Below are 25807 nucleotides of genomic sequence, written 5' to 3' on the forward strand. Positions count from 1 at the left end.
CGGCACCTCCAAAGGGATCTCGCCCCTAGCTTAGCAAGCGCAGGAGGACGGCCTTGGCGGTGTAAAGACGGTTCTCTGCCTGGTCAAAGACCCGGCTTTGGGGCCCGTGCACCGCCTCCTCGGTGGTTTCCTCCCCATAATGGGCGGGAAGGCAGTGGAGAAAAATGCCCTCGGGCCGGAGAAGCTTCAAGAGCTCCCCGTTAACCTGAAAGCCGTGGAAATCCTGGAGCCTTCTTTCCCGTTCCGCCTCTTGGCCCATGCTGGTCCAGACATCGGTGTAAAGGGCATGGGCCCCCAGGGCCGCCTCCTTGGGATTATGGGTTAAGAACGCCCCCGCCTTTTGCAAAAGGCCAGGATCCGGCTCGTACCCCTTGGGCGTGGCCACCCGTACGCGAAGGCCTACAAAGGGGGCCACCTCCAGAAGGGAGTTCAAGACATTGTTCCCATCCCCCACCCAGGCCACCTCGAGGCCCTCCCATCCCCCGAAGGCCTCCTTTAGGGTGAGGAGGTCCGCCAGGGCCTGCAGGGGATGGGCCCGGTCGGAAAGGGCATTGATCACGGGAATCCGGGCGTGGCGAGCGAGTTCCTCCACGGTTTCGTGCCGGTACACGCGAGCAGCGATCCCCTCCACAAAGCGCTCCAGGTTCTTGGCAATATCCCTGACAGGCTCTCGCTCGCCGATGCCCACCTGCTTTTGGTCCAGGTAAACGGCATGCCCTCCCAGGTGAAGCATGGCCACCTCGAGGGTGGTGCGGGTACGCAAGGAGGGCTTCTCAAAGAGCAGGGCCAGGACCTTCCCCTTAAGGTCCTCCCCGCGGTAACGCTCCCTTTTCAGCCTTTCCGCCAAGGTCAGGAGGGCCAAAACCTCCTGGCGACCGTGGGCCGAGAAGTCCAAAAGGTCCTTGGGCCGAGTGAGGGCATCTCCCACCATGAGGCTTCCAGGATACCGCACCTTTGCAAACTTATGCAACCCCGAGGCCCTCGTTGACAGGCGGGAAGCCTGCGGGTTAGCATCCCCATAGCCTCCGAGCCCGGATAGACCCTCAGGGCCTTCCGGGCCGGGCTTCTGGCCCCGGGGTGTCGGGGGCAACCCCGCCGCCTGCCGCGGTTGCAAAGGAGGTAAAGATGTTAAAAAACAGCCTTCTGGTGGTTTTCCTAGGGGTCCTAGGCCTTAGCCCAGCCTGGGCCCAGCCGAGGCAGGTAAGGGTGGTAGCCGCTGCCGACCTGCAGTACGCCTTATCGGACGTAGCCAGGGCTTTTGAAGCCCAGAACCCAGGCATCCGGGTGGTCCTCACCTTCGGCTCCTCGGGGAAGTTCTACACCCAGCTCACCCAGGGCCTCGAGGCGGACATCTACTTCTCCGCTGAAAAGATCTACCCCCAGCTCCTGGAGGAAAAAGGGCTTGCTGAACCGGGTACCCGCAAGCCCTACGCCATAGGGCGCATGGTGATCTGGCTGGATCGGAGCCTAGGCCTTAAGCCAAGCCCCGAGGCCCTCGAGGACCCCAGGATCACCCGGCTCGCCATCGCCAACCCCATGCATGCCCCTTATGGCCGGGCTGCCGTCACCCTCTTGGAGCACTATGGTCTTCTCAAGCGCCGGGCTGACGCCCCCATTTCCGGCCTCAAGAAACCCTTCCTTAGCCTCTCCTGGGAGGAGATCCCTTGGGAAACCCTGTCCCGGGGTGTGGAGGCCTACTGGGACGCCTCACCCCTCCGCCAAGGCAAGTCTAGTTTTGAGTTCGTGTACGGGGAAAATATCTCCCAAACAGCCCAGCTGGCCCTCACCACCACCAAGGCCGGCATCCTGGCCCTCTCCCTTGCCGTGCATGAGAACCTATCCAAACCCGGGGTCTACTGGCTTTCCCCCTTAGGGAGCCACCTTACCCTGGAACAGGACTACGTGATTCTGAAAGGAAGGATGCGGCCTGAGGTTATGGCCTTCTACCGGTTTGTGGGAGGCCCTGAGGCCCGGGCCGTCTTCAAGCGGTACGGGTTCCTACTGCCCGGAGAGAAACCTGAGTAGCCATGGACCCCCTCTTTTGGACCGCCCTCCGCCTATCCCTCCAGGTGGCCCTCGTATCCTCCCTAATCCTTCTCCTCCTGGGCATTCCCCTGGCCTGGACCCTGGCCTTTCATCGCTTCCCAGGAAAGTCCCTGCTGGAAGCCGTCTTTCTCCTTCCCCTGGTCCTACCGCCCACGGTGCTGGGCTTTTACCTTCTCCTGTTCCTCGGGCCGGAGGGCCTCTGGCCCAGGATCACGGGCCTCTCCTGGGCCTTCCGCTTTGAAGGCCTGGTCTTCGCCAGCGTCCTCTTCAGCCTGCCCTTCGCCCTCACCGCCTTCCGGGAGGCCTTTTTGGCCCTGGACCGCAACCTCCTGGAGGTGGCCCGGACCCTCGGGGTGGGTAAGGCCAAGATAGGGACACGGGTGGTCCTACCCCTGGTCTGGCCGGGTCTCCTTTCCGGGACCCTCCTGGCCTTCGCCCACACCCTGGGGGAGTTCGGGGTGGTCCTCATGGTGGGGGGCTCCATCCCCGGAAAGACCCAGATGGTCAGCATTTACATCTACGACCTCGTGCAGGCCCTGCGTTTTGAGGATGCAGCCAAAGCCGCACTGGTCCTCCTCGGTCTGAGCCTAGCCGTATTGGTGGCCGTGCGCTCTTTGGAGGCTAAGGGGCGGGCATGGAAGTCCATTACCTGATCAGAAAGCCCATTCTCCTCGAGGCCCGCTTTCACATCCGGGGCTTCACCGTCCTCTTGGGGGAAAGCGGGGTGGGCAAAACCACTTTGCTCAGGGCCTTGGCCGGCCTGGTAAAGGCCGAAGGCACACCGTACGGCGGGCTTCCCCCGGAACGAAGGCCCGTGGGCTACCTGCCCCAGGACTTGGCCCTTTTCCCCCACATGACCGCCTGGGAGAACGTGGCCTTTCCCCTAAAGGGCGGAAACCTCAAGGAGAGGGCCCTTGCCCTTTTACAACGGGTGGGGCTTCTGGAGCATGCCCATAAGCGCCCGCACCAGCTTTCCGGTGGGCAGAGGCAACGGGTGGCCCTGGCCCGGGCCTTGGCCAGAAGCCCGGAACTCCTCCTCCTGGACGAGCCCACCAGCGCCCTGGACCCCCTCACCAAGGACCGCATCCTGGGGGAGCTGGTGGACCTCATCCGCCAGGAGGGGATACCGGCCCTGGCCGTCAGCCACGACCCCGCCTTGGCCCGCATGGCCGACTGGCTCTTGGTGATGGGGCGGGGGAGGATCCTTCAGGAAGGCCCCCCCGAGGAAGTCCTGGCCTCCCCCAAGGAGGTGGAGGTGGCCCGGCTTTTGGGGTACGAGAACCTCTTTCCTGTGCGCATCGGGGAAGAAGGGGTCTGGCTTGGCCCCGTCCACCTACGCCTTCCCCTTCCTCCTTGGGCCCGCCCAGGGCAAGAGGCCTGGCTGGGGGTGCGGGCGGAGGAGGTGATCGTGGTGCGGGAGGATCGGCCGCCCCCACCCCAGAATGTGCTGGAAGGCGTTCTAGAAAGCCTGTATCCCGAGGGGTTGGCCTACCGTGGGCACTTCCAAGGACCTGTGGCCTTGAGCCTCCTCCTGCCCCGCCACGTGCAGGAAAGGCTGGGCCTGCATCCCGGCCAACGGCTTCGCGTGGCCTTGAAGCCCCACTACCTGCACCTGATGCCAGGCCAGGCGGACTAGCTCCTCCTCGGGCAGACCGAACTTGTTCCTAAGGCCCCTCAGGTAAAACCGGGCCCGGTGCGGAGGAATGCCAAGATGTCGGGCCAGAGCCCCGCCCTTGGGAACAACCCCCTGGCCCAAGGCCCAAAACACCCCCCACTCCCCAGGCAAAAGCCCTAATCCCCCCTTCCCCTGAAGCCCCTCGGCCAGGGTCCTAGGGTCATCCTTGCGGGTCAGGAAAAGCTGGTACCTGGGATCATAGGCCCGAAGGCCCCAGGAGGTCCGCCAGCACCACACCCAGCCTTTCTCCAGATGGGCCAGGTCCGCCAGGACCAGGCCCTCTCCACTTTTCCAAGACACCTTCCAACCTTTTTCCGTCAGTGCTGCGTGGATTGCGGCATATAGCGCAAGGTCCTCGGTGAACACCACCGCTCGCATTCATCCCTCCTTTCGCCCCACAAGCCCTATTGGCCGAAACCCCTAGGCTTGGGCGAAAGGAGGAGCCCGCGGGACAAGGAAGGCCCCCACGGGCGCTGGGAAACCCCTTTCCGAGGAAAGGCGTTCCTTGAGGACCTGCAGGAGGGTAGGGGGCGCAGGGCCCTCCATCAGGGGAAGCCCCGGGGCCACCTGGAGGCCGCAGAAGAGGGAGTGGTCCACCTCCTTCTCCTCCCCGGGGGCCTGGCAGAGGTCCGCCCTAAGCCCAGGGTTTTGCACCTGCATGAGGTACACCTGCAGGGCCACCCCGGTGGAGGCGGTGAGGGTGAGGAGGATGTAGAGGAGGACCCCTGCTGTCCACCCTAAACCCCTCTGGGCCATGGCCCAACTATACAAAGGGTTGCGGTAAAGTGTAAAGGTATGGCGGTTCGCGGCGCCAAGGACCTCTTCGGCGTGGAGCTAAGGCTCCACCAGCAGATCGTGGCCACCGCCCGCCGGGTTTTGGAGGCGGCAGGGGCTTTGGAGCTCATCACCCCCATCTTTGAAGAAACCCAGGTCTTTGAAAAAGGGGTGGGGATCGCCACCGACATCGTCCGCAAGGAGATGTTCACCTTCCAGGACCGGGGCGGGCGCTCCCTCACCCTCCGCCCTGAGGGCACCGCCGCCATGGTGCGGGCCTATCTGGAGCAGGGGATGAAGGTCTGGCCCCAGCCGGTAAGGCTTTGGATGGCGGGGCCCATGTTCCGGGCGGAAAGACCCCAGAAAGGGCGCTACCGCCAGTTCCACCAGGTGAGCTACGAGGCTTTGGGCTCGGATAACCCCATCCTGGACGCCGAGGCCGTGGTGCTTCTTTGGGAAAGCCTTAAGGAGCTGGGCCTGAGGCGGCTTACCCTGAAGCTTTCCTCCGTGGGGGACCCGGAGGACCGGGCCCGCTACAACGCCTACCTGAGGGAGGTGCTCAGCCCTTACCGGGAAGAGCTTTCCCCCGACTCCCAAGAGCGCCTCGAGCTCAACCCCATGCGCATCCTGGACTCCAAAAGCGAAAAGGACCAGGCCCTTTTGCAGGAACTTGGCGTCAAGCCCATGCTGGACTTCCTGGGAGAAGAGGCCCGAGCCCACCTGAAGGCGGTGGAACGGCACCTGGAGAGGCTCTCCGTGCCCTACGAACTGGACCCAGCCCTGGTGCGGGGCCTGGACTACTACGTACGCACGGCCTTTGAGGTGCACCATGCGGAGATCGGGGCGCAAAGCGCCTTGGGAGGCGGGGGAAGGTACGACGGGCTTTCCGAGCTCCTGGGGGGACCGAGGGTACCCGGGGTGGGTTTCGCCTTTGGGGTGGAGAGGGTGGCCCTGGCCCTGGAGGCGGAGGGGTTCCGCCTTCCCGAGGAGGGAGGACCCGACGTCTACCTGATCCCCCTGACGGAGGAAGCGGTGGCCGAAGCCTTTTATCTGGCGGAGGCCTTAAGACCCCGCATCCGGGCGGAGTACGCCCTAAGCCCCAAGAGGCCCGGCAGGGGCGTGGAGGAAGCCCTAAAGCGGAACGCGGCCTTCGCGGGCTTCTTGGGAGAGGATGAGCTGAAAACCGGTGAGGTCACCTTGAAGCGCCTGGCCACCGGGGAACAGGTGCGCCTTCCCCAAAGGGAGGCCCTGGGCTTCCTCCTTTCCGCCCTGGCGTGAGAATCCGTTAAGATTTGGGGGATTATGCGCCGCACCCACTTCGCCGGAAGCCTAAGGGAAGAACACGTGGGGGAGGAGGTGGTCCTCGAGGGGTGGGTGAACCGCCGCCGGGACCTGGGGGGGCTCATCTTCCTGGACCTCCGCGACCGCGAAGGGCTGGTCCAACTGGTGGCCCACCCGGAAAGCCCCGCTTACCAGGAAGCCGAACGCGTCCGCTCGGAGTGGGTGGTCCGGGTAAAGGGCACCGTGCGCCTGCGCCCCGAGCCCAACCCTCGCCTGCCCACGGGGAAAGTGGAGGTGGAGCTTTCCTCCTTGGAGGTGCTTTCCGAAGCCAAAACCCCTCCCTTTCCCATAGATGCCGGCTGGCGCGGCGAGGAGGAAAGGGAGGTCTCGGAGGAACTCCGCCTAAAATACCGCTACCTGGACCTCCGCAGGAAGAGGATGCAGGAAAACCTGCGCCTACGCCACCGGGTCATCAAGGCCATCTGGGACTTCCTGGACCGGGAAGGCTTCATCCAGGTGGAAACCCCCTTCCTGACCAAGAGCACCCCGGAAGGGGCCCGGGACTTCCTGGTGCCTTACCGCCAGCAACCGGGCCTTTTCTACGCCCTGCCCCAATCCCCGCAGCTTTTCAAGCAGATGCTGATGGTGGCGGGCTTTGACCGCTACTTCCAAATCGCCCGCTGCTTCCGGGACGAGGACCTCCGGGCCGACCGCCAACCCGACTTCACCCAAATGGACCTGGAGATGAGTTTTGTGGAGGTGGAGGATATCCTAACGCTTAACGAAAGGCTCATGGCCCACGTGTTCCGCGAGGGCTTGGGGGTGGAGCTTCCCCTTCCCTTTCCCCGCCTCGCCTACCAGGAGGCCCTGGAGCGGTTTGGCTCCGATAAGCCCGACACCCGCTTTGGCCTGGAGCTCAAGGAGGTGGGGCACCTCTTCCGGGAAAGCGCCTTTCAGGTTTTCCGGGAAGCGGAAAGGGTAAAGGCCCTGGCGGTGCCCAGGGCCCTCTCCCGAAAGGAGATCGCCGAGCTGGAGGAGGTGGCCAAGCGCCACGGGGCCAAGGGCCTGGCCTTTGCTAGGGTGGAGGAAGGGGGACTGGCAGGCGGGATCGCCAAGTTCTTGGAACCCGTACAGCACCATCTCCTAGAGACCACGAAAGCCGGCCCGGGGCAAACCCTCCTCTTCGTGGCGGGGCCCGCCAAGGTAGCGGCCACCGCTATGGGGCAGGTGCGGCTTAAGCTGGCGGAGCTCTTGGACCTCCCCCGGGAAGGCTTCCACTTCCTCTGGGTGGTGGACTTTCCCCTCCTGGAGTGGGACCAGGAAAGGGGCCAGTACACCTATATGCACCATCCCTTTACCCGCCCCCATCCTGAAGACCTACCCCTTCTGGACACCGATCCGGGAAGGGTCCGGGCCTTGGCCTACGACCTGGTGCTGAACGGCACCGAGGTGGGGGGTGGGTCCATCCGCATCCACGACCCGGTCCTTCAGGCCAGGATGTTCCGGGTGCTGGGCATCGGGGAGGAGGAGCAGCGGGAAAAGTTTGGCTTTTTCCTCGAGGCCCTCACCTACGGGGCCCCACCCCACGGGGGCATCGCCTGGGGGCTGGACCGCCTGCTGGCCCTCATGACCGCTAGCCCCTCCATCCGCGAGGTCATCGCCTTCCCCAAGAACAAGGAGGGCAAGGACCCCCTCACCGGGGCCCCAAGCCCTGTGTCCGAGGAGCAGCTTCGCGAACTGGGTCTTATGGTGATCGCCCATGGCTAGGATTCCCTACGTGATCGTGGACGCCTTTGCCTCCACCCCGGGAACCGGCAACCGGGTGGCCATCGTTTTGGATGCCAGGGGAATGGGCCTGGAGGAAATGCAAAGCCTTGCCCGGCGCCTGGGCGAGCCGGAAACCGCCTTTGTCACGGAAAAACAAGGCACCCTTTTTTCCGTGCGCTTTTTCACCCCTACAGGGGAGGTGGAGTTTTCCGGGCATGCCGCCTTGGCCCTGGGCCTGACCCTGGTGCGCCTGGGCCTGGCCCCGGAAGGGACAGAGCGGCTTTACCTTCACACCCCCACTGAGGCCCTGCCGGTGGAGATCCTCTATGAGGCCGGGGAGCCCAAGAAGGCCCTGGTGCGGGGCCCTGCCCCCAGGTTCCGCGACCTCCCTCCCTACCAGGCCTTGAAGGAGGTCCTCGAGGCCCTGGGCTCCGACGAGCGCTACCTGCACCGGGGACTTCCTTACGGCATCGCCTACACCGGGCTTTGGAGCCTCTTTGTCCCCCTGATTGCCCCCGGGGTAGTGGACGCCCTGGAGCCGGAGATGGAGGCCCTGGCGGCGGTTTCCCGGAAGCTGGAAGTGGCCACGGTGCACGCCTACGCTCCCATGGGGCCAAGGAGCTTCTACGCCCGGGACTTCGCCCCCCTCTTGGGCATCCCCGAGGACCCGGTAACGGGCTCCGCCAACGCCGCCTTGGGGGCCCTCTTGGCCCGGGCTGGGGTGGTGCCCCGGAGGGAGGGCCGGGTGGTCCTCACCATCTACCAAGGCCACCGCCTGGGTAACCCCGGGGTGGTGGAGGTGGTGGTGGAGTATAGCCCCACCGGCCAGCCCTATAGCGTCCAGATCGGTGGGGAAGCGGTCCAGGTCTTCGCTGGGGAACTCTGATGGTGGGGTTGGTCTTCCTAGATGTGGACGGCACCCTGGTGGGCAGGGACGGAGTCCCAGATTGCGTCTGGCCCGCGGCGGAGGCCCTCAGGAACCAGGGGATACGCCTTAGCCTCATCACCGGCCGGCCGGGCCGGGGCCACGCCCTGGCCTACGCCCGCAGGCTGGACCCCACGGGCCTGCACGTGTTTGAGTCGGGGGCGGTGGTCCTGGCCCTTTCCCAGGACCCCCACTCCCCACCTACCCAACCCCTCCTAGTGGAGGCCCTGCCCCAAGAGGCCGCCCGGAGGGCGGTGCGCCTGACCCGCAGGCTTGGGCTTCCCCTGGAGGGCTACACCGCCCTGGGGGACTTCTTCGTGGAGGGGGATAGCCCCCTCCTGAAGGCCCACCAGGAGCTCCTGGGCGTGGCCGCCGAGGAGGCCGATCTCCTCGAGCTTCCTAGCCCCCTGGTCCGCCTCCAGGTGTTGGCCGATCCCCAAGCTCCCCTGGGGGCCCTTATGGACTCTTTGCCCCAAGAACTCCAGGCCCACGTGGCGGAAAGCCCCCGGATGCCTGGGGTGCGCTTCGTCTCCCTCACCAAAAAGGGGGTGAGCAAGCTCACCGCCGCCCGCTTTGTGGCGGAAAGCTACGGCCTTACCCTGGCCCAGTCCGCCATGGTGGGGGATGGGGAGAACGACCTGGAGGTGATCCAAGGGGTGGGCTTGGGCATCGCCATGGGAAACGCTGCCCCTAAGGTGAAAGCCGCCGCCAAACGGGTGGTGGCCCCCGTGGAGGCGTGCGGCTTGGCAGAGGCCCTCCTCGCCCTTCTGGATTAGACTCTAGGGGTATGCGGGTCTTCATAGACGAGATCGCTCAGCATGAGGGCCGGGAGGTGGAGATAAGGGGCTGGCTTTACCAGAAGCGCTCCAAGGGCAAGATTCACTTCCTCATCCTCCGGGACGGCACCGGCTTCCTCCAGGCCACCCTGGTTAAAGGGGAGGTGCCCGAGGACGTCTTTGAAGAGGCGGATCACCTGCCCCAGGAAACCGCCCTAAAGGCCTTCGGCCTGGTGCGGCAGGACGAGAGGGCCCCCGGGGGGTTTGAGCTTTCCGTGCGCCACCTCCAGGTGATCAGCCTGCCCCAAGGCGAATACCCCATTGGCCCCAAGGAGCACGGCATTGACTTCCTCATGGACCACCGCCACCTTTGGCTTCGCCACCGCCGGCCCTTTGCCGTTATGCGCATTCGGGACGAGTTGGAAAGGGCCATCCACGACTTCTTCGCCCAGCGGGGCTTCCTACGCTTTGACGCCCCCATCCTCACCCCTAGCGCCGTGGAGGGCACCACCGATCTCTTTGAGGTGGACCTTTTTGACGGGGAAAAGGCCTACCTCTCCCAGTCGGGGCAGCTCTATGCCGAGGCCGGGGCTTTGGCCTACGGCAAGGTCTACACCTTTGGCCCCACCTTCCGAGCGGAAAGGAGCAAAACCCGACGCCACCTCCTGGAGTTTTGGATGATCGAACCCGAGGTGGCCTTCATGACCCACCAGGAGAACATGGCCTTGCAGGAGGAGCTGGTGAGCTATCTGGTGGGCCGTGTTTTAGAAAGGAGGGCCAAGGAGCTGGCGATGCTTGGGCGGGACCCTAAGGCCCTGGAGCCTGCCGCAGAGGGCCGCTACCCCCGCCTCACCTACAAGGAAGCCGTGGCCTTGGTCAACCGGCTGGCGGAAAAGGACCCGGAGGTGCCACCCCTGCCCTACGGGGAGGACTTCGGGGCTCCTCAGGAGGCCGCCATCAGCCGCCAGTTTGACCGGCCCGTTTTCATAGAACGTTACCCCGCCCGGATTAAAGCCTTCTACATGGAGCCGGACCCAGAGGACCCGGAACTGGTCTTGAACGATGACCTCCTAGCCCCCGAGGGGTACGGGGAGATCATCGGGGGTAGTCAGAGAATCCACGACCTGGAGCTCCTACGCAGGAAAATTCGGGAGTTCGGCCTTCCGGAGGAGGTCTACCACTGGTACCTGGACCTAAGGCGCTTCGGCAGCGTACCCCACTCGGGTTTCGGGTTGGGCCTGGAGCGCACCGTGGCCTGGATCTGTGGCCTAAGCCATGTGCGGGAGGCCATCCCCTTCCCCCGGATGTACTCCCGGATGCATCCCTGATGCTTAGAGCAGATTCATTCCACCGTAAAACCCCTCACGCTCTCTGGCGTGAGGGGTTTTCGCTCCATGGGGATGCAATCAGGGCTTCCTATATTTCACATATCGAAAAATAATACCGAGGCTTGACAAATAAAGCAACTCGTGTTTCTATAAGTGCGTCACCAACCTGCTGCGCTGCTCCCAAAGGTTTTATCGCTCTGTCCTGGAGGGGGACCATGAAGAAGAACCGGAGGAACTTTCTTCGCAAGCTGGTCACTGGCGTGGCGGCGAGCTCAGTGTTTAGCCCTCTTGCCATCGCCCAAGCCCCTAGGTTTCGCTGGCGCATCCAGTCGGCTTGGGATGCGGGCACCGTAGGCTATACCTTGTTCCAGAAGTTCGCTGAGCGGGTCAAAGAGCTCACCGACGGACAAATTGAAATCCAAACCTTCCCTGCCGGGGCAGTGGTGGGCACGTTTGACATGTTCGACGCCGTCAAGACCGGGGTCTTGGATGGCATGCATCCCTTTACCCTTTACTGGGCCGGGAGGATGCCTGTAACCGCCTTCCTTTCCTCCTATCCCCTGGGCCTGGACCGGCCCGACCAGTGGGAAACCTGGTACTACGCCCTGGGGGGATTGGAGTTAGCTCGCAAAGCCTACGAGGAACAAGGGCTCTTTTATGTGGGGCCGGTCCAGCACGACTATAACCTTATTCACTCCAAAAAACCCATCAAGAGCTTTGAAGACTTCAAGGGAGTAAAGTTAAGGGTACCTGGAGGCATGATCGCCGAGATCTTCGCTGCTGCAGGGGCGGCCACGGTGCTCCTGCCGGGGGGCGAGGTGTACCCTGCTTTGGAACGGGGGGTTATCGATGCAGCTGACTTTGTGGGCCCGGCGGTGAACTACAACCTGGGTTTCCACCAGGTCACCAAGTACATCATCATGGGCCCACCTGAAACCCCCTGCATCCACCAGCCCGTGGACCTGGCAGATATCACCCTGAACATCAACCGTTGGCGTGCCCTGCCCAAAAATCTTCAGACACGCTTTGAGGCAGCGGTTCACGATTGGAGCTGGATTCACTATGCCGGTATCCAGAAAGCAAACCTGGAAACCTGGCCTAAATACAAAGCAGCAGGCGTGCAGATCATTCGCTTGTCCACGGTAGATGTGCGCAAATTCCGCCGCGTGGCCATCCCCATCTGGTTCAAGTGGGCCAAACAGGACAAGTACACCCGGGAAGCCTTTGCTAGCCAACTTGAGTACATGAAGGCCTTAGGGTACGTCACCGATGCAGATCTTCGAGGGTTGAGCCTCTAACCTCGAGGGTTGTACCGTGATGCAAACCCTGCTACGTTTCCTCAGCCTTATTGACGCCTTAAGCCTGTGGTCTGGACGCTTGGTCGCCTGGCTTACCTTCCTGGCGGTCCTTATCCTTACGAGCGAAGTGGTACGGCGCTACTTCTTCAACGCCCCCACCCAGTGGGCCCACGAGGTGTCCACGCTTCTCTTTGGCCTCCTATATGTGCTAGCCGGGGCATATGCCCTAAAGGAGAAAGCTCATGTGGGCGTGGATATCTTCTATAGCCGGCTCCCCCGTAAGGGACAAGCCTGGGCTAACATCCTAGGCTTCATCTTCCTGATGCTATTTGCTGGCACCCTTGTGGCATATGGCTGGAAGTTCTTCCTAGCTTCGTGGCAGAACCGCGAGTTTTCCCTCGCCAACCAAGCCATCCCCATATTCCCCTTCAAGCTGGCCATCCCGGTGGGTGCCGCCTTGCTGCTTCTCCAGGGTTTAGCTAACACAATCCGGGACATCCTGGTGCTTCTGGGAAAGGAGGAGGAAGATCGTGCCCATTGAAACGCTCACCTGGCTGATGTTCGGGAGTCTCTTCCTTCTCCTTTTCACCGGTTATCCTCTGGCTTTCTTGATAGGAGGCCTCGCCGTAACCTTCATTGCCTGGCTATGGAGCCCAGACGCCCTGGCCCTGGTGCCCCAGCGCATGTGGAACAACATGACCCAGTACCTTCTGGCAGCCATCCCTCTCTTCATCTTCATGGCTTCGATGTTGGAAAAGTCTGGGCTCATAGAGGAAATCTTTGACGTGGCCTACAAATGGCTGGGACGGGTACCAGGGGGTTTGGCGGTCGCTACGGTTGCGGCCTCCACCCTTCTAGCCGCCATGGTGGGCGTCATCGGCGCAGCAGTGGTAACCATGGCTTTGGTGGCCTTACCTGCGATGCTGCGCCGGGGGTACAGCCCCGTGCTAGCCGCCGGCACTGTGATGGCAGGAGGCACTCTCGGCATCCTTATCCCCCCAAGTGTTCTCGCCATCATCTATGGTCTGGTGGCCAACCAGTCCGTGGGCGAGCTTTATTTGGGCTCTGTGCTTCCCGGGCTGGTCCTTTCAGGTCTGTATATGCTCTTCTCCATCGTCTATGCCCTGCTCTATCCCCAGGCTGCCCCTAGGATCCCCAAAGAGGAAATGCCCACATGGCCGGAGCGCTTGCGCGCTCTAAGGACCATCTGGGCCCCCCTCCTTCTCATCTTTCTAGTGCTCGGTACCATCTTCCTGGGTTTGGCCGCCCCCACGGAAGCGGCGGCGGTAGGAGCCTTCGGATCCTTGGTGGTGGCCGCCCTACACCGCAAGCTTACCTGGCGAAACCTGCAGCTGGCTTTAGAACAGACCGCCAAAGCTACCGCCATGGTGCTTTGGATCGTCTTTGGAGCCAATGCCTTCGTGGCCTTCTACGTAGCCCAGGGAGGGGATCGCTTTGTCAGCGAACTTCTTCTGGGCACTGGGTTATCCCCTTGGGGAATCTTGATCCTGATGCAGGTGATCCTCATCATCCTGGGGATGTTCTTGGACTGGGTGGGAATACTCCTGCTAGCGGTTCCCGTCTTTGTACCCATTATCCGCAGTCTCGGGTTCGATCCCTTGTGGTTTGGGGTTCTCTATCTGGTAAACATGCAGATGTCTTTCCTTTCTCCCCCTTTTGGTTATGCCCTCTTCTATGTACGTGGGGTAGCTCCCCAGATCTCCATGGGTACCATATACAGGGCAGCCATCCCCTTCCTGCTTCTTCAGCTTACGGGTCTGATCCTCCTCATGCTCTTCCCAGGATTGGCCACATGGTTACCAAGCCTGGTTTACAACAACAAGTAGCCACCCTTACGTACCCGCTAGCTCTAGGAAGTACTGGTGAAGCCTGGGGTCCGGGGTGAGCTCGGGGTGGAAGGCGCTGGCGAGGATCTTGCCCTGGCGCACCAACACGGGAAGGCCCCCTAGTTCCGCCAATACCTCCACCCCCTCCCCCAGGCGGCGGAAGGCGGGGGCCCGGATGAAGACCCCGTGAAAGGGCCCCAGACTCCGGACCTCGAGGTCCTCCTCAAAGCTCTCCACCTGGCGGCCGAAGGCGTTGCGCTCCACGGCCACATCCAGCACCCCTAACCGGGGTTGCTGCGGATAACCCAAAATCTCCCGGGAAAGCCATATGGCCCCAGCACAGGTGCCGAAGACGGCAAGGGAGCCCTCCTCTACCCGCCTTCGCACCTCCTCCTCCAGGCCGTACTCGCGAGCCAGCTTGCCGATGGTGGTGGACTCACCCCCCGGCACGATAAGGGCTTTAACCCCCTCCAGGTGCTCCCTCTTGCGCACCTCCTTGGCCTCGATCCCAAGCCGCTTCAATGCCTCCTTGTGCTCGCGGAAATCCCCCTGTAGGGCCAAAACGCCAACCACGCCCCTCATCCTGGACCTAGGCCCGGCCCCTGTCAAGGGAAGCCCGCACCAGAGCGAAGCCCAAAATCCCGGCCAATAAGGAGGCGGCCATCACCCCCACCTTGGCCTGGTCCAAAAGGTCCCCTTCAAAGGCAAGGCCCGCAATAAAGAGGGCCATGGTAAAGCCGACGCCCGCCAAAAACCCCACCCCCAGAATGGCCTTCAGGTCCACCCCCTGGGGCAAGGTCCCAAGCCCCAGGCGCAGGGCCAACCAGACCATAAGGAGGATTCCCAAGGGCTTGCCCAGCAATAGCCCCAAGGCCACGCCCAGGGCCACGGCTCCAAACTCCAAGCCCACCAAGGCCACCCCTGCGTTGAAAAAGGCAAAGATGGGCAGCACCCCATACACCACCCAAGGGTGGAGGGTGTGCTCCAGGCGGTGCAGGGGGCTTTGCGCCTCCTCCACCTCCTCCTCGAGGCCCTCCAGCTCCCCCTCCAGATCCTCCGGATCTTGGGCAGAAGTAGCTCCTTGGAAGGGCCTAGCCCGCCGCAAAGGAATAGCCAAGGCCAGAAGCACCCCAGCCAAGGTGGCGTGGAGGCCGGACTGGAGGACAAAGTACCAAAGGGGCAATCCCAGGAGCATGTACGGCCAAAGGTACCAGACCCCCAAGCGGTTAAGAAAGAGAGCAAAAACCAGCGTCAAGGCCGCCAAGCCCAAAGGGAAGGGTTCCAGGCCCCCGGTGTAAAAGAGAGCGATCACCAAAACCGCTCCCAGGTCGTCCACGATGGCCAGGGCTGTGAGGAAAAGCTTGAGCCCCAAGGGTGCCCGAGGGACTAGGGCCAACACGCCCAAAGCAAAGGCGATATCGGTGGCCATGGGCACCCCAAAGCCCCGGGCCTCGGGCATACCGGGATTGAGCATGAGGTACAGAAGGGCTGGTACCGCCATTCCCCCCAGAGCGCCCGCCAAGGCTAGCCCTGCCCTTCTTGGGTCTTTAAGCTCACCGGAAACCAGCTCCCGCTTGAGCTCCAAGCCCACCAGCAAAAAGAAAAGGGCCATCAAGAGATCGTTGATCCAAAGAAGCAGGGGCTTTTCCAAGGAGAAACCCCCAAAGCGCAGGCCCACCGGGACTTCCCGCAACCCAAAGTAGCCTGACGCCCCCGGAGAGTTGGCCAGCATAAAGGCAAGAAGAGCCGCCAAAAAAAGAACCAGCCCCCCTTTAGCCTCACTCTCCAGAAACTGCTCCAGTAACCGGGGATAACGGCGCTTCGGCATGTCCCGACTATACCCGGCTCCACAGGAGGCGCAAACTGTTCACCGTCACCAACACTAAGGCCCCGTTGTCTGCCAACACCGCCGCCCAAAGCCCTGTATACCCCAACAGGGTAGTAATGAGCACCAACCCCTTGAAGCCCAGCGCCAAAGCGATGTTCTGCCCCACCACCCCCAAGGTCTTGCGGCTTAGGCGTATGGCCCTGGGCAGGGCCGTGAGGGAAAGGAGCCCCACATCGGCAGCCCTCAAAGCAGCCTCCGTCCCCTCCACCACCGCCAGCCCCACCGTGGCCCGGGCCAAAGCAGGGGTATCGTTCACCCCATCCCCCACCATGGCTACCCCACCCCTTTCCGACAGTTCCTCCACCAACCGGAGTTTGTCCACGGGGGAAAGGCCGGCCTTCACCTCGTTGACCGAAAGCCCCAACTCGGCAGCCAAGGCTAAAGCCGAGGCCTCCCGGTCCCCGGTGAAAAGGAAAGGCTTAAGCCCCAAAGAGCGAAGGCCCTTTATGGCCTCCCTGGCCTCGAGCCGGGGTTCATCCTGGAAAACCAAGAGGGCCAAGGGCTCACCTTCCCGCAGCAAAAGGGACAGGCTATACCCCTCCCAAGCCTCCACCTGCCGCCTTAGGTCCTCGGGAAGGTCCGCCACCTCAGGGCGTACCAAGCCCACCTCCTGCCCGCCAACCCGGGCAAAGGCCCCTAGGCCCGGTTGCGTGCGATGCCCCTCACCGGGTAAGGCCACGCCCTCCGCCTCCCGCACCGCTCGGGCCAGGGGATGCCCTGAGCCTTCGGCCACGGCCTTGGCCAGGGCCAAGGCCTCCTCCCGCAAGACCCTAAAGGGAACCACCTCCACCAGCTTGGGCCGCCCGAGGGTCAGGGTACCCGTCTTGTCCAGGGCCACAAAGGTTACCCTGCCCAACCGTTCCAAGGCGGCCCCCGTCTTGAAGAGAACCCCGCTCCGGGCCCCCCGGGCCACCCCGGCGGCGATCGCGGCCGGCACGGAAACCACCAAGGCACAGGGACAGGCGATGAGGAGAAGGGCCAAGGCCTTGTACACGTGTCCTAGGAAATCCCCCTGGAAAAGGGGCAGGATGAAGGCCACCACACCGGCCAAGAGGAGCACCGCCGGCGTATAACGACGGCTGAAGGCGTCCACCACCCGCTCCACCTGGCTCTTCTTCGCCAAGGCCTCCTCGGCCATGCGCTCCATCTGGGCCAGGAAACCCTCCTTGGGCAGGCGCTCCACCCTCAGGACCAGGCTTCCCTCCACCAGGAGGCTACCCCCATAGACCCGGTCCCCTATCCCCTTAGGCTGAGGCAAGGGCTCCCCGGTAAAAGCCGCCTCCTCCACGGCCCCTTCTCCCGCCAGCACCACCCCGTCGGCGGGGACCCGTTCCCCCGGGGGCACGCGCACCAGGTCCCCCACCCCAAGGGCGCTTAAGGGTACCTCCTCCAACCCGCCCTCCTTCAAGCGGTAGGCCCTCTGGGGAAGAAGCTCTCCCAAAGCAAAGAGGGCCTTTCTGGCCTGGGCCACGGAGTAGGCCTCCAGCACCTCCCCCACCAGAAAGAGGAAGACCACCACGCCCGCCTCGGCCTCCGCCCCGATGAGAAGGGCTCCCAAGGTGGCCACCGTGACCAAGGCCTGCATGCTGAAGGGGTTTTGCCGGAATAGGGCCGCCGCCCGACGGGCCAAGGGGAACACCCCCACCAAGGCGGCCAAAGCATAGGCCCAGGTGGCCAGGGACGGTACAAAACGGGAACTCACAAAGGCCCCAAGGAGAAGCCCTCCCGAAGCCAAGGCCCATGCCCAAGGCCCGGGAAGGCGGGGGGTCCATGCCCCACTTTCCTTTTGTCCCCCGATTTCCGACACCTGGGTTGGAACCAGGCGGTAACCCAAGGCGGCCACCGCCATCTCGGCTTCCTTCTCCGCCTGGGGAACCTCGAGGTGGAGATAGGCCTTCCCGCTGGCAAAGCTCACCTCAGCCCGCACCACCCCGGGAACCTGCGAGAGGGCCTTCTCCACCTTCAAGGCGCAGTCGGCGCAGTCCATCCCCTCCACCTGGAACACGCGAACCCTGGGGGCCTCCATGCCCCCAGGGTAGCATCACTTGAGCACTTATTCAAGTGTTTTCTGCCGCATGCTCCAAAGCCCCATCCAGAAGCCGCTCCACATGCTCGTCCGCCAGGCGGTAATAGACCTGCTTTCCCTCCCGGCGGAAGGCCACCAGCCTAGTCTGGCGCAAAAGCCTAAGCTGGTGGCTTACCGCAGAAACCGAAACCCCGGCCAAAAGGGCCAGGTCGCACACGCAAAGCTCCCCCGCCGCCCTCAAGGCCAAGAGAAGGCACATCCGGGTGGGATCGGCCAAGGCCTTGAGGAGGAGAGCGGCTTCCTTAAGCACCGCCTCCTGGGGCAAGCCGACACGGGCCTTGGCCACCCGCTCGGGGTGGATCTCGTAGACCCCGCAGACCGCCTTGGCCATGCCCTCACCAGCCCCGCTTGGCCAAGCGCTCCTCCTCCTTAAGCTGGTCTAGGTTGATGCCCACCATGGGCTCACCCAGGTCCTCGGAAACCTCGGCCAGCACCTCGGGGTCGTTAAAGTGGGTCACCGCCCGCACGATGGCCCTGGCCCGCTTCTTGGGATCACCGGACTTGAAGATACCGCTACCCACGAAAACCCCATCCATCCCCAGGTGCATCATCAAGGCGGCGTCGGCGGGGGTGGCGATGCCGCCAGCGGCAAAGTTCACCACCGGGAGGCGGCCATGCTCATGGACCCAGCGAACCAGCTCCAAGGGAGCCCCGATCTCCTTGGCGTAGGCCACCAGCTCGTCCTCCCTCAGGGATTGGACATAGCGGATCTGTTTCCACATGGTGCGGGCGTGGCGCACCGCCTCCACCACGTTGCCCGTACCCGCCTCTCCCTTGGTGCGGATCATGGCCGCCCCTTCGGCGATCCGCCTCAGGGCCTCCCCCAGGTCCCGGGCCCCGTTCACAAAGGGAACCTTGAACTTCCATTTGTCAATGTGGTGCTCCTCGTCCGCGGGGGTAAGGACCTCGGACTCGTCGATGAAGTCCACCCCGATGGCCTCGAGGATCATGGCCTCCACGAAGTGGCCGATGCGCACCTTGGCCATCACGGGAATGGAAACCGCGGCCATGATCTCCTTGATGACCTTGGGGTCGGACATGCGGGCCACGCCCCCCTGGGCCCGGATGTCGGCGGGCACCCTCTCCAAGGCCATCACCGCCACCGCTCCCGCCTCCTCGGCGATCACCGCCTGCTCGGGGGTGGTCACGTCCATGATCACCCCACCCTTGAACATCTCGGCGAAGCCGGTCTTGATCTGGAAGGTTCCCTTCTCCATCCCGTCCTCCATCCTCCAGCTTACCGCCCAGAGGGTCAAGCCAACAGAAGCCGGGGGCCCAAAGGCCCCCGGTCCGCTCACGTACGCCTAAGGGAGGTAGGCCAAGGGGTTACGGGCCACTCCGTTCACCCGCACCTCAAAGTGCAGGTGGGGACCCGTGGACCATCCCGTAGAGCCCACGTAGCCGATCACCTGCCCGGCCTCCACCCACTGCCCTGGCCGCACCGCAATGCGGGACATGTGGGCATAAAGGGTTTCCACCCCGGCGCCATGGTCCAGCACCACGTGGAAACCATAGCCCATGGAGCTCCAACCCGCCACCTCCACCTGGCCCGCCTTGGCGGCCACGATGGGCGTACCATAGGGTGCTGCCAGATCAATCCCCGTGTGGTAGCGCTGGAAAGCCCCCCGCTGGCCAAAGTAGGCGGTGATGCGGAAACCGGAAAGGGGCCAGCGCATAGCCCCCTCCTGGTAGCTCACCCGGCGCACCTGGGGCCGTTGGGTCTGGGCCTGCTGCACCTGCCGGGTCCGCCGCTGGACCAAGGCCTGCTGCCTGCGCCTCTCCTCCGCCAGGCGCCTAAGCTCCTCCTGGCGGCGGCGCTCCGCCTCGAGGCGGGCCTTGCGCTCCTCCTCCTGCTTGGCCAAAAGGCGCTGGTAGGTGGTCTTGGCCTGGATACCGGGCAGGAGTACCAAATCGCCAGGGCGAAGCTCCGTGGGGTTCTCCACCCCATTGGCTCGGGCCACCTGCACCGGAGAAAGGCCAAAGCGGGCCGCTAGGTCCACCAAGGTTTCCCCCTCGGGCAAGGCCACCAGCAAGCCCTTGGCCTTTTTGGGAACGTACAAAACACTACCTGCCACCAAGCGATCCAGGCTCTCCAAAGAGGGGTTGGCGGAAACCAGTTCCAGGATAGATATTCCAAACCGGCTAGCTAGGCTTTGCAGGGTATCTCCCGGGCGAACGCGGTAGGTCTCCACCCCAGGAGGTATACGGGGAGGACGTTCCTTTTCGGCCGTCAGCGGAATAAGAATCCGCTGCCCAGGTTGCAAGCGATCGCTTTGCAGGCCGCTGGACCACATGATGTGCTTGGGGTCTACCCCATAGCGGGCCGCGACCCCTGCCAAGGTATCCCCAGGCTTGACCTCATAGAGAACCCACCCTTTTTTGGCCGCCCGGCCCACCTCCACCGTGTTCTCGGGAAGGGGAAGGGGGCTAAGAACAGGCAGCTTGGCGAAGGCCAAGGAGGAAACCAAGAGGCATAAAGTTCCCCATATTCCCCGCAACGCTCACCTCCCAACGAACCTAACCCCAACCTCGGGGGGATTATACCAGGGGCAAGCGGGCTAAAGGCAAGGGGCAAAGGACCCTGGGGGGCAAAAACCCCGCCCCCCAGGGAAGAATCCCGCCTAGCGGGCAGCCAAAGAAGCCAGAAACTCCTTGTTGTTCTTGGTGCGCGCCAAGCGGGCGAGGAGCATCTCCATGGCCTCCGCCGGATCCATGTCCGCCAAGACCTTGCGCAAAAGCCACATCTTGTGCACCACCTCCTCGCCCAACAGAAGCTCCTCCCGACGGGTCCCGGACTTCAGGATGTCTATGGCCGGGAAGATGCGGCGCTCCTCGAGGCGACGGGAGAGGTGGAGCTCCATGTTCCCCGTCCCCTTGAACTCCTCAAAGATCACATCGTCCATGCGGCTTCCCGTCTCCACCAAGGCGGTGGCCAGGATGGTGAGGCTACCCCCGCCCCGGATGTTGCGGGCTGCCCCCAGGAAGCGCTTGGGGAAGTAGAGGGCCGCGGAGTCCAAACCGCCGGAAAGGGTGCGGCCCGTGGGCGGGGTCACCAGGTTGTTGGCCCGGGCTAGGCGGGTGATGGAATCCAGAAGGATCATCACGTGCCCCCCTTCCTCCACGATGCGCTTGGCCCTTTCGTGCACGAACTCCGCCACCCGAATGTGGTTCTGGGGCGGCTCGTCAAAGGTGCTGGCGATGACCTCGGCCCCCTGGACGCTTTCCCGGAAGTCCGTGACCTCCTCCGGCCTCTCGTCAATGAGGAGCACGATCACCTTGATGTCGGGCTCGTTCTTCAAGACGGCGTTGGCAATCTTCTTAAGGAGGGTGGTCTTACCCGCTTTGGGTGGGGCCACAATCAGCCCCCGCTGCCCCCGACCAATGGGGGCCAGCAGGTCGATGACCCGGGTGGAGAGCTCATCCGGGGTGGTTTCCAGCCGGATCTGCCGGTCGGGGAACTGGGGGATGAGCTCGTCAAAGCGGGGCCGGTTCTTGGCCGCTTCGGGGTCTAGGTCGTTCACCGCCTCCACCTTGAGGAGGGTGCCGTAGCGCTCGTTCTCCCGGGGCGGCCGTACCCGGCCCACGATGTAGTCCCCGCTTCTTAACGCATACTGCCGAATGAGCCCGGCGGACACGATGGCGACCCTGGATTCCAGGTTGTACAGGTTTTCGGTGATGAAGCCATACCCATCCGGGCTGATCTCCAGGTAACCCTTGACCAGCTGCAAGCCCTCCCCCTGGGTCTGCCGCTCCAGGAGGGCCATGATGAGCTGGTCCTTCTTCATGCGCTTGTAGTTCTCGATCCCCGCCTCCTGGGCCAGGAGGTGAAGCTCCGGAAGGATCTTAGCCGAGAGCTCCTGGTAGGTGAGGGGTACTTCCTGCTGGGTATCCGCTTTTCTCCTCATGGCTTAACCTTCTCCCAATCCTCCATGAAGCGCTTAAGGCCGATGTCCGTAAGCGGGTGCTTGAGTAGCTGTTTGAACACCCCGTAGGGCATGGTGGCGATGTCCGCCCCCAAAAGGGCGGCCTCCGTAACATGACGGGGGTGGCGGATGGAGGCGGCGATGACCTTCACCGGCAGGTTCTGCACCTGGATCAGCTCCACAATCTCCCGCAAAAGCTCTCCCCCATCCCAGGAGATATCGTCCACCCGCCCCAAAAAGGGGGAGACATAGCTTGCCCCTGCCCGGGCCGCCAGGAGGGCCTGGTTGGCGGAAAAGATCAGGGTCATATTAACCTTAATCCCTTCAGCGGCAAGCCGCTTGCAGGCCTGCAAACCCTCCTCGGTGGCGGGCAGCTTGACCACAATCTGGGGGTGGATGGCCGCAAGCCGCCGTCCTTCCGCCACCATGGCCTCCGCCTCCAAGGTGGTCACCTCTGCGGACACGGGCCCCTTCACCACCTCGCATATGGTCCATAGGTGGGCGAACAAAACCTCCTCCGTCAGCTTGGCCCCGCGGCCCGCATACTCCTTCGCCACCAAGGTGGGGTTGGTGGTCACCCCGGAGAGCACTCCCCAAGCAGCGATCTCCCGTATCTCCTCCAAGTTGGCGGTATCCAAGTACAGCTCCATGGGCACTCCTTTTGTCGGGAAGCGGACCGGCTTAGCTCGATTCTAGCAGACCCTACCGGGGCGTTGTCAAGAAAGGGGAAGGGCTGCTAGCATGGGCTTAGCCGCCAACGGGGGATTTTACCCCAGGGGGCATGAGCTGTAAAGGCGAGGATGGGGAGAGTACCCCTTTCCAATAGCCCCAAGCGAGCCGGGGAGGGTGGAAGCCCGGTGGTGAGGAAAGGTGGGAAGATCACCCCGGAGCCGCGGGAGGAAAGGGGCTAAGGGCCTCGAGTAATGCCCGCCGGGAGCGCCCGTGATCGCGCCAATGAGGGCCTGGAGGTCGCCTCCAGGAAGCGCGGTGGTACCGCGGAAGCCCTTTGCGCTTTCGTCCGCGCCCGAAGGGCGCGGGCGTTTCTTTAAGGGAGGTAAGGTATGTTCAAGGAGGTCGGCGAACCCAACTTTCCCAGGCTGGAAGAAGAGGTTCTGGAGTTTTGGAAGCGGGAGAGGATCTTTGAAAGAAGCGTGGAAAACCGCCAGGGAAGGCCCCGTTACACCATTTACGAAGGCCCCCCCACCGCCAACGGCATGCCCCACGTGGGCCATGCCCAAGCCCGCAGCTACAAGGACCTTTTCCCCCGCTACAAGACCATGCGGGGCTACTACGTGCCCCGCCGGGCCGGATGGGATACCCACGGCCTTCCGGTGGAGCTGGAGGTGGAGAAGAAGCTAGGCCTTAAAAACAAGCGGGAGATCGAGGCCTACGGCATTGAGCGCTTCAACCAAGCCTGCCGGGAGTCGGTCTTCACCTACGAAAAGGAATGGGAGGCCTTTACTGAGCGCATGGCCTACTGGGTGGATCTCAAGAACGCCTACGCCACCCTGCACCCCACCTATGTGGAAAGCATCTGGTGGAGCCTGAAGAACCTCTTTGACCGGGGGCTTCTCTACCGGGACCACAAGGTGGTGCCCTACTGCCCCCGGTGTGGCACCCCCCTTTCCTCCCACGAGCTCTCCCTGGGCTACAAGGAGATCACCGACCCCTCGGTCTACGTGCGCCTGCCCCTTCGGGAACCGGGGAGGGTGGGGTTAGAAAGGGCCAGCCTCCTCATCTGGACCACCACCCCCTGGACCCTGCCCGGAAACGTGGCGGCGGCGGTCCACCCGGAGTTCACCTATGGGGCCTTTGCCCTGGGGGAGGAGGTGGTGATCCTCGAGGAAACCCTGGGGCAAAAGCTCCTGGGGGAGGAAACCCCTATCGTGAAGACCTTCAGGGGAAAGGAACTGGAAGGCCTGGCCTATGAACCCCCCTACCCCCAGGTTTTAGAGAAGGGGTACTTGGTGGTCCTGGCGGAGTACGTGAGCCGGGAAGACGGCACGGGCATCGTCCACCAAGCCCCCGCCTTTGGGGCCGAGGACCTGGATACGGCCAGGGCCTACGGCCTCCCCCTCCTCAAGACGGTGGACGAGGAAGGGAAGCTCCTGGTGGAGCCCTTTAAGGGCCTCTTCTTCCGCGAGGCCAACCGGGCCATCCTAAAAGACCTCCGCTCCCGGGGCCTACTCTTTAAGGAGGAAAGCTACCTCCACAGCTACCCCCACTGTTGGCGCTGCTCCACCCCCCTCATGTACTACGCCACGGAAACCTGGTTCATCCGCAATACCCTTTTCAAGGAGGAGCTCATCCGCAAGAACCAGGAGATCCACTGGGTCCCACCCCACATCAAGGAGGGGCGCTACGGGGAGTGGCTCAGGAACCTGGTGGACTGGGCCCTAAGCCGCAACCGCTACTGGGGCACGCCCCTTCCCATTTGGGTCTGCGCCACTTGCGGGAAGGAAGAGGCCATCGGCAGCTTCCGGGAGCTCAAGGAGCGGGCCATCCACCCCCTCCCCGAGCCCTTTGATCCCCACCGCCCCTACGTGGACGGGGTGGAGCTTGCGTGCACCTGCGGGGGAACCATGCGCCGGGTTCCCTACGTCATTGACGTCTGGTACGACTCTGGGGCCATGCCCTTTGCCTCCTTGCACTACCCCTTTGAAAACCAGCTGGAGTTCCAGGAGGCCTTCCCAGCGGACTTCATCGCGGAGGGCATCGACCAGACCCGGGGCTGGTTCAACTCCCTGCACCAGCTTGGGGTGATGCTCTTCGGCTCCATCGCCTTCAGGAACGTGATCTGCCACGGCCTCATCCTGGACGAGAAGGGCCAGAAGATGAGCAAGTCCAAGGGGAACGTGGTGGACCCCTGGGACATCATCCGGGAGTTTGGGGCGGATGCCTTAAGGTGGTACATCTACATCTCCGCACCCCCGGAGGCCGACCGCCGCTTTGGGCCCAACCTGGTCCGGGAAACGGTGCGGGACTACTTCCTCACCCTCTGGAACGTGTATAGCTTCTTCGTCACCTACGCCAACCTGGACCGGCCGGACCTTAAGAACCCGCCTCCCGTGGAGAAACGGCCCGAACTGGACCGCTGGCTCCTGGCCCGGCTTCAGGACCTGATCCAAAGGGTGACGGAGGCCCTCGAGGCCTACGACCCCACCCAAAGCAGCCGCGCCCTGCGGGACTTCGTGGTGGAGGACCTGTCCCAATGGTACGTGCGCCGGGGCCGGAGGCGCTACTGGAAAAACGAGGACCCCCTGGACCGGGAGTCCGCCTACGCCACCCTGTACCAGGCCCTGGTTACCATTAGCCAGCTTTCCGCCCCCTTCACCCCTTTCCTCTCCGAGGTGCTTTGGCAGAACCTGGTGCGCCCGGTCCACCCTGAGGCCCCTCTTTCCGTGCACCTTTCCGACTGGCCGGAGGTGGACCCGAAGCTTCTGGACCAGGAGCTGGTGGCCAAGATGCGGGCGGTGCTCAGGGTGGTGGACCTGGCCCGTTCCGCCCGGGCCAAAAGCGGGGTCAAGACCCGCATCCCCCTGCCCCTTCTTCTGGTCACCGCCCCCAGCGCCTTGGAACGGGAGGGCCTACGCCATTTCGCCTCGGAAATCGCCGAGGAGCTCAACGTGAAGGAGGTTCGGGTTTTGGAGCCTGGGGAGGAAGTGCTCCGCTACCGGGTCCTGCCCAACCTGAAGCTGCTCGGCAAGAAGTACGGGAGGCTTCTCCCCAAGATCCGCGAGGCCATGGAGAAGGAGGCCTCGAGGGTGGCCCATCTGGTCCTCAAAGGGGAAAGGGTACCCCTGGAGGTGGAAGGGCAAACCCTGGCTCTGGAGCCCGAGGAGGTGCTCCTCGAGGCCCAGGCCCCCGAGGGCTACGAGGCCCTGGAGAAGGAGGGGTACGTGGCCGCCCTGGAGGTGCGGGTCACGGAGGAGCTCAAGCTTGAGGGCCTGGCCCGGGACCTGATCCGCCACCTGCAGCAGACCCGCAAGGAGATGGGCCTCAAGGTTTCTGACCGCATCCGGGTGGGCTACGAGGCGGAAGGCGCCTACGGGGAAGCCTTGAAACGCCATGGCGGCTGGATCGCCGAGGAGGTCTTGGCCCTAGAGTTTGGGCAAGGCCTCTTCCCCGGTCATACCACCTCTTTGGAGGATGAGGAAGGCCGGGTGCGCTTCAGCCTGGAAAGGCTAGGATAG

22 protein-coding genes, 1 riboswitch and 1 other annotated feature are annotated in these 25807 nt (G+C 63.5%); of the genes, 12 read left to right on the plus strand and 10 right to left on the minus strand.

The genetic code is table 11. The features are described from left to right. Window positions 1–25: 25 nt before the first annotated feature. Window positions 26–931 carry an ornithine carbamoyltransferase gene (argF, locus tag DK874_RS07390; protein ID WP_114313377.1) on the minus strand — a complete coding sequence of 302 codons (906 nt, stop codon included), beginning with the start codon at window positions 929–931 and terminating at the stop codon, window positions 26–28. Between the two features lie 80 nt (window positions 932–1011). After that, a riboswitch (molybdenum cofactor riboswitch) is annotated at window positions 1012–1135 on the plus strand. Between argF and modA the strand changes: the two genes are divergently transcribed. The 3 genes from modA to DK874_RS07405 all read left to right on the plus strand — a co-directional run bounded on the left by modA (window position 1126) and on the right by DK874_RS07405 (window position 3682). Beyond that, a complete protein-coding gene (gene modA / locus DK874_RS07395) occupies window positions 1126–2025 on the plus strand; it encodes a molybdate ABC transporter substrate-binding protein (protein WP_114313378.1) in 900 nt (299 codons plus the stop codon). Its footprint overlaps the riboswitch before it by 10 nt. Window positions 2026–2027: 2 nt before the next feature. Beyond that, on the plus strand, window positions 2028–2699 hold the full coding sequence (modB, locus tag DK874_RS07400) for a molybdate ABC transporter permease subunit (protein ID WP_114313379.1): 672 nt from the start codon (window positions 2028–2030) through the stop codon (window positions 2697–2699). Continuing rightward, entirely contained in the window at window positions 2681–3682 is a 1002-nt protein-coding gene (locus tag DK874_RS07405) for an ABC transporter ATP-binding protein (protein WP_114313380.1), read from the plus strand. The genes modB and DK874_RS07405 overlap by 19 nt, the downstream gene beginning before the upstream one ends. 459 nt (window positions 3683–4141) lie before the next feature. On the opposite strand, the gene DK874_RS07410 is transcribed toward DK874_RS07405, so the two are convergent. Continuing rightward, entirely contained in the window at window positions 4142–4477 is a 336-nt protein-coding gene (locus DK874_RS07410; RefSeq protein WP_114313381.1) for a hypothetical protein, read from the minus strand. Window positions 4478–4516: 39 nt separating this feature from the next. Here DK874_RS07410 and hisS point away from each other — a divergent pair, with 39 nt between their 5' ends. From hisS to DK874_RS07450, 8 genes are all read left to right on the plus strand, one after another. Continuing rightward, on the plus strand, window positions 4517–5773 hold the full coding sequence (gene hisS, locus DK874_RS07415; protein ID WP_114313382.1) for a histidine--tRNA ligase: 1257 nt from the start codon (window positions 4517–4519) through the stop codon (window positions 5771–5773). A gap of 24 nt (window positions 5774–5797) precedes the next feature. Beyond that, entirely contained in the window at window positions 5798–7543 is a 1746-nt protein-coding gene (aspS, locus tag DK874_RS07420) for an aspartate--tRNA ligase (RefSeq protein WP_114313383.1), read from the plus strand. After that, window positions 7536–8429 carry a PhzF family phenazine biosynthesis protein gene (locus DK874_RS07425; RefSeq protein ID WP_114313384.1) on the plus strand — a complete coding sequence of 298 codons (894 nt, stop codon included), beginning with the start codon at window positions 7536–7538 and terminating at the stop codon, window positions 8427–8429. The genes aspS and DK874_RS07425 overlap by 8 nt, the downstream gene beginning before the upstream one ends. After that, window positions 8429–9244 carry an HAD family hydrolase gene (locus DK874_RS07430; protein WP_114313385.1) on the plus strand — a complete coding sequence of 272 codons (816 nt, stop codon included), beginning with the start codon at window positions 8429–8431 and terminating at the stop codon, window positions 9242–9244. Before DK874_RS07425 ends, DK874_RS07430 begins: the two co-directional genes overlap by 1 nt. An 11-nt stretch (window positions 9245–9255) precedes the next feature. Continuing rightward, a complete protein-coding gene (asnS, locus tag DK874_RS07435; RefSeq protein ID WP_114313386.1) occupies window positions 9256–10572 on the plus strand; it encodes an asparagine--tRNA ligase in 1317 nt (438 codons plus the stop codon). 215 nt (window positions 10573–10787) lie between these two features. Beyond that, on the plus strand, window positions 10788–11870 hold the full coding sequence (dctP, locus tag DK874_RS07440) for a TRAP transporter substrate-binding protein DctP (RefSeq protein ID WP_114313387.1): 1083 nt from the start codon (window positions 10788–10790) through the stop codon (window positions 11868–11870). Between the two features lie 19 nt (window positions 11871–11889). After that, a complete protein-coding gene (locus DK874_RS07445; protein WP_114313388.1) occupies window positions 11890–12411 on the plus strand; it encodes a TRAP transporter small permease subunit in 522 nt (173 codons plus the stop codon). Further along, entirely contained in the window at window positions 12401–13717 is a 1317-nt protein-coding gene (locus DK874_RS07450) for a TRAP transporter large permease (protein ID WP_114313389.1), read from the plus strand. Before DK874_RS07445 ends, DK874_RS07450 begins: the two co-directional genes overlap by 11 nt. A gap of 6 nt (window positions 13718–13723) precedes the next feature. On the opposite strand, the gene pdxT is transcribed toward DK874_RS07450, so the two are convergent. The 8 genes from pdxT to fsa form a co-directional block, all read right to left on the minus strand. Next, complete coding sequence (gene pdxT / locus DK874_RS07455; protein ID WP_114313390.1) at window positions 13724–14299, minus strand: pyridoxal 5'-phosphate synthase glutaminase subunit PdxT; 576 nt, start codon at window positions 14297–14299, stop codon at window positions 13724–13726. 7 nt (window positions 14300–14306) lie between these two features. After that, on the minus strand, window positions 14307–15545 hold the full coding sequence (gene nhaA / locus DK874_RS07460) for a Na+/H+ antiporter NhaA (RefSeq protein WP_114313391.1): 1239 nt from the start codon (window positions 15543–15545) through the stop codon (window positions 14307–14309). Window positions 15546–15552: 7 nt separating this feature from the next. Further along, complete coding sequence (locus DK874_RS07465) at window positions 15553–17631, minus strand: heavy metal translocating P-type ATPase (protein ID WP_114313392.1); 2079 nt, start codon at window positions 17629–17631, stop codon at window positions 15553–15555. A 31-nt stretch (window positions 17632–17662) separates the two neighbouring features. Then, entirely contained in the window at window positions 17663–18022 is a 360-nt protein-coding gene (locus tag DK874_RS07470) for an ArsR/SmtB family transcription factor (protein WP_114313393.1), read from the minus strand. A 4-nt stretch (window positions 18023–18026) separates the two neighbouring features. Then, window positions 18027–18908 (minus strand): pyridoxal 5'-phosphate synthase lyase subunit PdxS, encoded by an 882-nt coding sequence (pdxS, locus tag DK874_RS07475; protein WP_162798746.1) that lies wholly within the window; start codon window positions 18906–18908, stop codon window positions 18027–18029. 87 nt (window positions 18909–18995) lie between these two features. After that, window positions 18996–20159 carry a LysM peptidoglycan-binding domain-containing M23 family metallopeptidase gene (locus DK874_RS07480; protein WP_439144806.1) on the minus strand — a complete coding sequence of 388 codons (1164 nt, stop codon included), beginning with the start codon at window positions 20157–20159 and terminating at the stop codon, window positions 18996–18998. Window positions 20160–20312: 153 nt separating this feature from the next. Beyond that, window positions 20313–21596, minus strand: coding sequence for a transcription termination factor Rho (rho, locus tag DK874_RS07485; RefSeq protein WP_114313396.1), 1284 nt, complete (start codon window positions 21594–21596; stop codon window positions 20313–20315). Continuing rightward, window positions 21593–22264, minus strand: coding sequence for a fructose-6-phosphate aldolase (gene fsa / locus DK874_RS07490; RefSeq protein ID WP_114313397.1), 672 nt, complete (start codon window positions 22262–22264; stop codon window positions 21593–21595). Before fsa ends, rho begins: the two co-directional genes overlap by 4 nt. 138 nt (window positions 22265–22402) lie before the next feature. Then, window positions 22403–22639 (plus strand) — a binding site (T-box leader). Between the two features lie 36 nt (window positions 22640–22675). Here fsa and ileS point away from each other — a divergent pair. Then, window positions 22676–25807: an isoleucine--tRNA ligase gene (ileS, locus tag DK874_RS07495; protein WP_114313398.1), complete on the plus strand. Its 3132-nt coding sequence runs from the start codon at window positions 22676–22678 to the stop codon at window positions 25805–25807.

The organism is Thermus caldifontis (genome assembly GCF_003336745.1).
Classification (GTDB): domain Bacteria; phylum Deinococcota; class Deinococci; order Deinococcales; family Thermaceae; genus Thermus; species Thermus caldifontis.

Excerpts from the sequence above, each read along its gene's own strand:
- fsa (WP_114313397.1), bottom strand. The coding sequence starts at position 22,264 with ATGGAGCTGTACTTGGATACCGCCAACTTGGAGGAGATACGGGAGATC.
- DK874_RS07470 (WP_114313393.1), bottom strand. The coding sequence starts at position 18,022 with ATGGCCAAGGCGGTCTGCGGGGTCTACGAGATCCACCCCGAGCGGGTG.
- DK874_RS07430 (WP_114313385.1), top strand. The coding sequence starts at position 8,429 with ATGGTGGGGTTGGTCTTCCTAGATGTGGACGGCACCCTGGTGGGCAGG.
- ileS (WP_114313398.1), top strand. The coding sequence starts at position 22,676 with ATGTTCAAGGAGGTCGGCGAACCCAACTTTCCCAGGCTGGAAGAAGAG.
- argF (WP_114313377.1), bottom strand. The coding sequence starts at position 931 with ATGGTGGGAGATGCCCTCACTCGGCCCAAGGACCTTTTGGACTTCTCG.
- hisS (WP_114313382.1), top strand. The coding sequence starts at position 4,517 with ATGGCGGTTCGCGGCGCCAAGGACCTCTTCGGCGTGGAGCTAAGGCTC.
- modB (WP_114313379.1), top strand. The coding sequence starts at position 2,028 with ATGGACCCCCTCTTTTGGACCGCCCTCCGCCTATCCCTCCAGGTGGCC.
- dctP (WP_114313387.1), top strand. The coding sequence starts at position 10,788 with ATGAAGAAGAACCGGAGGAACTTTCTTCGCAAGCTGGTCACTGGCGTG.
- nhaA (WP_114313391.1), bottom strand. The coding sequence starts at position 15,545 with ATGCCGAAGCGCCGTTATCCCCGGTTACTGGAGCAGTTTCTGGAGAGT.
- DK874_RS07405 (WP_114313380.1), top strand. The coding sequence starts at position 2,681 with ATGGAAGTCCATTACCTGATCAGAAAGCCCATTCTCCTCGAGGCCCGC.
- modA (WP_114313378.1), top strand. The coding sequence starts at position 1,126 with ATGTTAAAAAACAGCCTTCTGGTGGTTTTCCTAGGGGTCCTAGGCCTT.
- DK874_RS07410 (WP_114313381.1), bottom strand. The coding sequence starts at position 4,477 with ATGGCCCAGAGGGGTTTAGGGTGGACAGCAGGGGTCCTCCTCTACATC.
- rho (WP_114313396.1), bottom strand. The coding sequence starts at position 21,596 with ATGAGGAGAAAAGCGGATACCCAGCAGGAAGTACCCCTCACCTACCAG.
- DK874_RS07445 (WP_114313388.1), top strand. The coding sequence starts at position 11,890 with ATGCAAACCCTGCTACGTTTCCTCAGCCTTATTGACGCCTTAAGCCTG.
- DK874_RS07465 (WP_114313392.1), bottom strand. The coding sequence starts at position 17,631 with ATGGAGGCCCCCAGGGTTCGCGTGTTCCAGGTGGAGGGGATGGACTGC.
- aspS (WP_114313383.1), top strand. The coding sequence starts at position 5,798 with ATGCGCCGCACCCACTTCGCCGGAAGCCTAAGGGAAGAACACGTGGGG.
- DK874_RS07425 (WP_114313384.1), top strand. The coding sequence starts at position 7,536 with ATGGCTAGGATTCCCTACGTGATCGTGGACGCCTTTGCCTCCACCCCG.
- pdxT (WP_114313390.1), bottom strand. The coding sequence starts at position 14,299 with ATGAGGGGCGTGGTTGGCGTTTTGGCCCTACAGGGGGATTTCCGCGAG.
- asnS (WP_114313386.1), top strand. The coding sequence starts at position 9,256 with ATGCGGGTCTTCATAGACGAGATCGCTCAGCATGAGGGCCGGGAGGTG.
- pdxS (WP_162798746.1), bottom strand. The coding sequence starts at position 18,908 with ATGGAGAAGGGAACCTTCCAGATCAAGACCGGCTTCGCCGAGATGTTC.